This window comes from Candidatus Desulfolinea nitratireducens, from assembly GCF_982879505.1.
Genome location: NZ_CEYOSI010000352.1, coordinates 1 through 2,150 on the forward strand (window position 1 = coordinate 1; position 2,150 = coordinate 2,150).

Sequence of the window (2,150 nt, forward strand, 5' to 3'; positions counted from 1 at the left end):
GGAAAACCAGATGCTTCTCTTTGACGCTCAAACCAGCGGCGGATTACTCCTCTCAGTTCCTGCCGATAAACTGGATGATCTCCTCGCGCGGGCCAAAGAACTTGACCAACCTTTTTGGCATATTGGGAAAGTAGTGGAAGGCGAGGGGATCAGGATAGAAAAATAATTTCCAGATAATCGAGTAAAAGGCCTATTTTGCTGGTAGTTCTCCTGTATTTATCCCCCTTGTTTTCAATGGTATAATCTTGCCCCGTATGAGTACATCAACAGATAAGTCAAAGACAAAAATTTGCCCAACATGTGGGACACGCCTGGGCGAAAGTGCGACCAAATGTTTGGTCTGCGGCACGGAATTTAACGCACCTGAGATTACCGCAAAAACCAGAAAAGCTGTTCAGGGCAGTACAATGCCGAAGATCACACTAAGTCTTCCAGTTGCATTGGGGTTATTGGTTTTCTTTCTGGTGATAGGCGCGGGTGCGGTTTTTATGACTCTGCGTGCCACAGATCGTGTGATTGAGCCAACCGCGATCCCTACCGCAACGGTCACTGTTACTATCACGCCAACCCCAACATCCACACTAGTGCCAACAACCATCCCCACGATTACCCCACAACCACCCTTTGAATACACAGTCTCAACAGGCGACACCTGTGGTGGTATAGCGGTCACTTTTGGGGTTTCAGTCCAAAGCATCATCATTTTGAACAACCTCCCTGCATCTTGTAATGCTCTGACGATCGGGCAAGTATTGCAGATTCCCTTTCCGACACCTACGGCTTCGCCCCCTCCTCCACCAACTTTGGAAGGAGCTGCGGCAACCGAGCAAGCCTGTGAAAAAGTTGTCATCACTGTTCAGGAGAACGATACCCTTTCCAGCATTGCGGCGAATTACGCCGTACCACAAGAGGCGATCAAAGCCTTCAATGGACTGAGCACAGACACCGTTTTCCTGGCGATGCAAATTCAAATTCCGCTTTGTATGCGCGCTGCCACCCCAGGACCCACCCCGACCCCAACAACTCCGCCCCCCTACCCCGCCCCCAATTTGCTCCTGCCTACGGATGGAGCATCCTTCACCCTGGCAAATGATGTCGTCACCTTACAATGGGCTTCTATCGGCGCTCTGCGTGATAATGAGGTTTATCAGGTCTCCGTTGAAGATGTCACTGAAGGTGAAGGGCGTAAGCTAATTAATTATGTGACTGATACAAAATTCATTGTCCCCGTATCCTTCCGCCCCAAAGATAGCTTACCTCATGTTATGCGCTGGAACGTTACCACTGTCCGGCAATTTGGTGCAGATGACCAGGGAGAACCAATTTGGGAATCTGCGGGTGCGATGAGTAAAGAACGAGTATTCTCATGGACCGGCGCCGCACCAGCATCAACACAAACTCCCTAAGGGGATTGTGTTCGCCAATAAAACATGATATAGTGTCGGCATTAAATAGTTCTTATTATTTTATTGTTGCATCCTTGCTTAGTTTACTTAGGGTGCAATAATCGTCTATATACAAAAATATATAGAACGACAGGAAGGAAATATGCCTACCTCATTTTTAACCAAAGATGGTTATATCAAACTTCAAAAAGAGCTTGATGATTTACGCTCGGGTAAGCGCAAAGAAGTTGCAGATCGCCTCCGCGAAGCAATGGAAGGCGGCGACTTGATTGAAAATGCTGAATATGAATCAGCCAAAAATGAACAAGCCTTTGTGGAAGGCCGTATTCAGGAACTCAAAATGATCCTTGCGAATGCACATATCATTGGCGATGCGGATACTGAAAATAATGGTTTTGTCCAGGTTGGCTCAACAATTTATCTTCGTGAAGATGGCGAAAAACGCTCGGATAAATACATCATCGTAGGTGCAGCAGAAGCAAATCCGCGCAATGGGATGATTTCCAATGAATCCCCAATTGGCAAAGCAGTACTGGGTCATAAGGCCGGTGATGATATTGAAATCGAAGCTCCAGATGGAAATTTGAAATTTCGGATTACCACCGTTAAATGATCAGGGTTTTTTAATTTCTGCCCCGCGCCTCTGTGCTGAATGGCAGGACGCGGGGTTTTTTTATTACCATAGGACTTACACATTTCTAAAACCCTTCTCCCAATGCTCTGTGTTGGGGGACTGTAGCTTGG

At 47.1% G+C, this 2,150-nt stretch carries 3 protein-coding genes; all 3 read left to right on the plus strand.

The features are described 5' to 3' along the window. Positions 1 to 10 precede the first annotated feature (10 nt). Complete coding sequence (locus AC3DOM_RS17700; RefSeq protein WP_487920364.1) at positions 11 to 166, plus strand: AIR synthase-related protein; 156 nt, start codon at positions 11 to 13, stop codon at positions 164 to 166. 88 nt (positions 167 to 254) lie between these two features. Continuing rightward, on the plus strand, positions 255 to 1,406 hold the full coding sequence (locus AC3DOM_RS17705) for a LysM peptidoglycan-binding domain-containing protein (protein WP_487920362.1): 1,152 nt from the start codon (positions 255 to 257) through the stop codon (positions 1,404 to 1,406). A gap of 142 nt (positions 1,407 to 1,548) precedes the next feature. After that, a complete protein-coding gene (gene greA / locus AC3DOM_RS17710) occupies positions 1,549 to 2,019 on the plus strand; it encodes a transcription elongation factor GreA (RefSeq protein WP_487920363.1) in 471 nt (156 codons plus the stop codon). Positions 2,020 to 2,150 lie beyond the last annotated feature (131 nt).

Bases quoted from the DNA above. Each gene is read 5' to 3' on its own strand.
- AC3DOM_RS17700 (WP_487920364.1), top strand. From the start codon at position 11: ATGCTTCTCTTTGACGCTCAAACCAGCGGCGGATTACTCCTCTCAGTT.
- AC3DOM_RS17705 (WP_487920362.1), top strand. From the start codon at position 255: ATGAGTACATCAACAGATAAGTCAAAGACAAAAATTTGCCCAACATGT.
- greA (WP_487920363.1), top strand. From the start codon at position 1,549: ATGCCTACCTCATTTTTAACCAAAGATGGTTATATCAAACTTCAAAAA.